Source organism: Carnobacterium sp., from assembly GCF_032094055.1.
In the GTDB taxonomy this organism is placed as follows: domain Bacteria; phylum Bacillota; class Bacilli; order Lactobacillales; family Carnobacteriaceae; genus Carnobacterium_A.
In genome coordinates this window covers 1-5,051 of record NZ_DAMDAK010000104.1, presented here as the reverse complement: position 1 = coordinate 5,051, position 5,051 = coordinate 1, and the positions used below count along the sequence as shown (strand labels likewise).

General features: G+C 39.9%; 5 protein-coding genes. All 5 read left to right on the top strand.

All coding sequences use genetic code 11. From position 1 onward, the window contains the following. The first annotated feature begins 66 nt into the window (after positions 1-66). The 5 genes from atpH to RT405_RS12240 are packed head-to-tail and all read left to right on the top strand — an operon-like array spanning position 67 to position 5,015. The gene (gene atpH, locus RT405_RS12260; protein ID WP_313470056.1) at positions 67-609 is read left to right on the top strand and encodes an ATP synthase F1 subunit delta; all 543 of its coding nucleotides are present in this window, start codon (positions 67-69) and stop codon (positions 607-609) included. Positions 610-643: 34 nt separating this feature from the next. Continuing rightward, entirely contained in the window at positions 644-2,191 is a 1,548-nt protein-coding gene (atpA, locus tag RT405_RS12255) for a F0F1 ATP synthase subunit alpha (RefSeq protein WP_313470054.1), read from the top strand. A 15-nt stretch (positions 2,192-2,206) separates the two neighbouring features. Beyond that, positions 2,207-3,124: a F0F1 ATP synthase subunit gamma gene (locus RT405_RS12250; protein ID WP_313470052.1), complete on the top strand. Its 918-nt coding sequence runs from the start codon at positions 2,207-2,209 to the stop codon at positions 3,122-3,124. A 23-nt stretch (positions 3,125-3,147) separates the two neighbouring features. Beyond that, positions 3,148-4,578, top strand: coding sequence for a F0F1 ATP synthase subunit beta (atpD, locus tag RT405_RS12245; protein WP_313470050.1), 1,431 nt, complete (start codon positions 3,148-3,150; stop codon positions 4,576-4,578). A gap of 17 nt (positions 4,579-4,595) precedes the next feature. Next, complete coding sequence (locus RT405_RS12240; RefSeq protein ID WP_313470049.1) at positions 4,596-5,015, top strand: F0F1 ATP synthase subunit epsilon; 420 nt, start codon at positions 4,596-4,598, stop codon at positions 5,013-5,015. The last annotated feature ends 36 nt before the right edge of the window (positions 5,016-5,051 follow it).

The window sequence follows — 5,051 nt, the reverse complement described above, 5'->3', positions numbered from 1 at the left end:
AAGAATTAACAACTGAAGGTCACGCTGAATTGATCAATGAATACATTGAAAGGCTGGCGGATGTAGATGAGACTAAATAGAGATATGGATTCCGGCCAATTAGCCAAAGCTTTTTATTACGATTCAATTGAAAAAGGAACAGAAGATGTTGTTTTCGACAATCTAATGGACGTTCGCCAGATTTATTCTGGCAACCCTAATATAAGTGATTTTTTTAACAATCGAGACGTTGCACAAGTTGACAAAGAAAAAATTTTAACAGATTTGACTAAAGATTTTACACCAGATGTAAAAGGCTTTGTTCAGACGATTTATGATTTTCGGCGAATGGGAGATATGTTAACCATTATTCACGAGTACGAATTGTTATATGACCATGAAAATCGTACAGTCGTAGCGAAAGTTACAACAGCTGTTCCTTTAGAAAAAGAGCAGGAAGAACGAATCAAAGAAGTATTTTCTAAAAAATTTAATGCAAAAAAAATTTTATTGAATAAGGTAAAAGATGAAAAGATTTTAGGCGGAGTGGTCATCGAAATTGAAAACAAAATTTTTGATGGCAGCATTCGTTCAAATATAGAAAATCTAAAGAAACAATTAATTAAATAATGAAGGAAAGAAATAGCTGAAGAGGTGAAAATTTATGGGGTTAAAAGCTGAAGAAATCAGTTCGCTCATTAAGCAACAAATTGAAGGTTTTCGTAATGAGTTGGTTGTTGACGAAGTTGGAACAGTCAGTTATGTCGGAGATGGTATTGCTCGAGCTTACGGATTAGAGAATGCGATGTCCGGAGAACTACTTGAATTTTCTAATGGCGTTTTTGGAATGGCTCAGAACTTAGAAACAAATGATGTTGGGATCATTATCCTAGGTCAATTTGAAGGAATCGTTGAAGGGGATACCGTTAAACGAACTGGGCGGATTATGGAAGTACCAGTAGGAGAGGCAATGATTGGACGGGTAGTAAACTCGTTAGGCCAACCAGTTGATGGATTGGGCGAAATTAATACGACAAAAATGCGTCCTGTTGAAAATGCTGCTCCTGGTGTAATGGAACGTCAATCTGTTTATGAACCTCTACAAACAGGTATTAAAGCAATCGATGCTCTTGTGCCAATTGGACGTGGACAACGTGAATTGGTGATTGGAGACCGAAAAACTGGTAAGACCAGTTTGGCCATCGATGCGATCATTAATCAAAAAGGTAAAGATACAATTTGTATTTACGTAGCAATCGGCCAAAAAGAATCAACTGTCCGTGCACAAGCTGAGACACTGAAACGATACGGTGCTATGGAATATACAACAATCGTGACGGCAAGTGCTTCACAGCCAGCACCGTTGTTGTATCTTGCTCCTTATTCAGGCTTAGCCATGGCTGAAGAATTTATGTACAACGGCAAGCACGTTTTAATCGTTTTTGACGATTTAACTAAACAAGCGGCAGCTTACCGTGAACTGTCTTTGCTGCTACGTCGTCCACCAGGTCGTGAAGCTTATCCGGGGGATGTATTTTACTTGCATTCACGGATGCTAGAAAGAGCTGCCAAGTTAAATAAAGAATTAGGCGGCGGTTCAATTACAGCTCTTCCATTTGTTGAAACACAAGCTGGAGATATTTCTGCTTATATTCCGACAAACGTGATTTCCATTACAGATGGGCAGATTTTCTTAGAAAGTGATCTATTCTATTCTGGTATCAGACCCGCTATTGCAGCCGGTTTGTCGGTTTCACGTGTAGGGGGAGCAGCTCAAATAAAAGCAATGAAAAAAGTTTCGGGCACGCTTCGGTTAGATTTAGCCAGTTTCCGTGAATTAGAAGCATTTACTCAATTTGGATCTGATTTAGATGCCGCTACACAAGCTAAATTGAATCGTGGGCACCGGACTGTTGAAGTCTTAAAACAAGGGTTGCATGAAGTCATCAGTGTCGAAAAACAAGTACTGATTTTCTACGCTTTAACTCATGGGTTCCTTGACACGATTCGTGTCAGCGAGTTAGGAAGATTTGAAAGAGAATTTTATGATTATGTTGATAACCAACACCAAGAAATAATAGATGAGATCCATGAAACAAAAGATTTGCCGGAAAGTGACAAATTAGATGCTATTATCTCTGATTTTGCGGACAACTTTTTCACAAATGCCATCGATACTGATAATTCAAGTTACATTACAGATACAATGTAAAGGCGGTGAGTAAAAATGGCAGAGTCTTTAAATGACATTACCAAAAAAATTTCATCAACTAAAAAAACAAGTCAAATCACAAATGCTATGCAGATGGTGTCAGGAGCCAAATTATCTAAGGCTGAACAAACAGCCAGCGGCTTTCAGATATACGCTAAGAAAGTGAGAGAGATTGTTACCCATTTAGCGCATACTCAATTAGCGATAATTGAAGATAGTCATTTAATTGGCACCAATTCACCTTCGAATATCGATTTTCACGACATGCTGATCGAACGACCAGTTAAAAAAACAGGTTATATCGTAATCAGCTCTGATAAAGGTTTGGCTGGCGGCTATAATAGCTCGATTATTAAAGCAACCATAGATATGATCCAAAAAGACCATTCTTCGCCAGATGAATATATCTTCATGGCTGTCGGCAGTACGGCAGGGGATTTCTTTAAATCAAGAGGAATGAATGTAGCTTATGAATTAAATGACATTAGCGACCAGCCGACATTTGATGAAGTTCGAGGCATTGCTCGGACAGCAACAGAAATGTATAAAAATGAAGTATTTGATGAGTTGTATGTTTGTTACAACCACCACATCAACACCATCTCTTTTGAGTACCGTGCTGACAAAATGTTGCCATTAAATAATCTGGATCCCACAGAAACTGTGGAATATGAAAGTGATTATTTATATGAGCCTTCAAAGGAAGAAATTCTGGATATTTTGTTGCCTCAGTATGCTGAAAGTTTGATTTATGGTGCTATTTTAGATGCAAAAGCTGCTGAACATGCAGCTCGTATGACGGCGATGAAAGGTGCAACAGATAATGCAAATGACATTATTGATGACTTAACCGTGCATTACAATCGGGCTCGTCAAGCTGCGATAACAGAAGAAATTACTGAAATCATAGGCGGAGCTTCTGCATTAGGATAGAGTAATGAATGGAGGGAAAATGAATGAGAAGTGGTCAAATCGTTCAAGTTATTGGACCGGTTGTTGATGTGGAATTTCCTGTAAATGAAGAAATACCCGAAATCAATCATGCTCTTGTAGTAAAAAAAGAAACAACCGAAGACAAAGAACACGATGCAAGAAAAGAAAACACAATTGTTTTAGAAGTAGCTTTGCAATTAGGAAATGGTGTTTTAAGAACGATCGCCATGGAATCAACAGATGGATTGCAACGCGGAATGAAAGTAATGGATACGGGCAAACCGATTTCGGTTCCTGTCGGAGAAGAAACACTTGGCCGCATGTTTAACGTTTTAGGCGATACAATTGATTTAAAAGAACCTTTTGGGGAAGATGTTCGTCGTGATCCAATTCACCGATTCGCTCCTGCTTTCGATGAATTGAGTAGCAATACCTCTATTCTTGAAACAGGCATCAAAGTTATCGATTTATTAGCTCCTTATTTAAAAGGCGGAAAAATCGGGCTATTTGGTGGAGCGGGTGTAGGTAAAACGGTGTTGATTCAAGAACTGATTCATAACATTGCTGAAGAACACGGCGGCATTTCAGTTTTTGCCGGTGTTGGTGAACGAACACGTGAAGGGAACGACTTGTATTTTGAAATGCAAGAATCAGGCGTAATTGAAAGAACAGCTATGGTCTTTGGTCAAATGAATGAGCCGCCGGGTGCACGGATGCGTGTAGCTTTGACAGGCTTAACAATTGCTGAATATTTCCGTGACGAAGCAGGACAAGACGTACTGCTTTTCATCGACAATATTTTCCGGTTCACACAAGCAGGTTCAGAAGTATCGGCTTTACTTGGCCGGATGCCGTCTGCAGTTGGATACCAGCCTACCTTGGCAACTGAAATGGGACAGCTGCAAGAACGCATCACTTCTACTACTAAGGGATCCATTACATCGATTCAAGCCATCTATGTTCCGGCAGATGATTATACTGACCCGGCGCCAGCCACAGTCTTTGCCCATTTAGATGCAACAACGAACCTTGAACGTAAATTAACAGAACAAGGGATTTACCCAGCAGTAGACCCACTGGCTTCGACTTCAAGTGCTTTAGCACCTGAAATTGTTGGTGAAGAACATTACCAGACTGCCACAGAAGTTCAACGACTCTTGCAACGGTACCGTGAATTACAAGATATTATTGCTATCCTTGGGATGGATGAATTATCCGATAGTGAAAAAATCATTGTTTCGCGTGCTCGCCGTATTCAATTCTTCTTATCTCAAAACTTCCATGTAGCTGAAGCATTTACTGGAATCCCGGGCTCATATGTTCCGATTGCAGAAACGATTCGCGGATTTAGAGGAATATTAGAAGGACGTTACGATGATTTACCAGAAGATGCTTTCCGGAATGTTGGGCGTATTGAAGAAGTAGTCGAAAAAGCTGAGGCAGCTGGGTACTAATAAAGGAGGCAACCCAAATGGCGGAATTACAAGTACAAATTGTGACTCCAGCGGGTATTGTCTATAACCATCGGGCAAGCAGAGTAATTGTGCGTTCCACCGATGGAGAGCTAGGCATTCTTCCTGGTCATACACCTATTATTGTGCCATTGACCATTAATGGCGTCCGTATCGAACGGATCTCTACTAATGCTGAAGACTTGATTGCTGTAAATGGCGGAATAATGGAAATGCGTGATAATGTTTGTTCCATTATTGCTGATAGTGCGGAAAGAGCACGTGATATAGATATAGAACGTGCTTTTGCAGCCAAACAGCGAGCAGAAGAACAACTTCGCAAAGCGGATTCTGTTCACAATCAAAAACAACAAAAACGGGCAGAAATCTCTTTACGTAAAGCAATTAATCGTATTTCTGTTTCCAAGCACAATCAGTAACAGATAGGAATAGTAGGAATAGATGGAAAAAACTCC

Excerpts from the sequence above, each read along its gene's own strand:
- RT405_RS12240 (WP_313470049.1), top strand. The coding sequence starts at position 4,596 with ATGGCGGAATTACAAGTACAAATTGTGACTCCAGCGGGTATTGTCTAT.
- RT405_RS12250 (WP_313470052.1), top strand. The coding sequence starts at position 2,207 with ATGGCAGAGTCTTTAAATGACATTACCAAAAAAATTTCATCAACTAAA.
- atpD (WP_313470050.1), top strand. The coding sequence starts at position 3,148 with ATGAGAAGTGGTCAAATCGTTCAAGTTATTGGACCGGTTGTTGATGTG.
- atpH (WP_313470056.1), top strand. The coding sequence starts at position 67 with ATGAGACTAAATAGAGATATGGATTCCGGCCAATTAGCCAAAGCTTTT.
- atpA (WP_313470054.1), top strand. The coding sequence starts at position 644 with ATGGGGTTAAAAGCTGAAGAAATCAGTTCGCTCATTAAGCAACAAATT.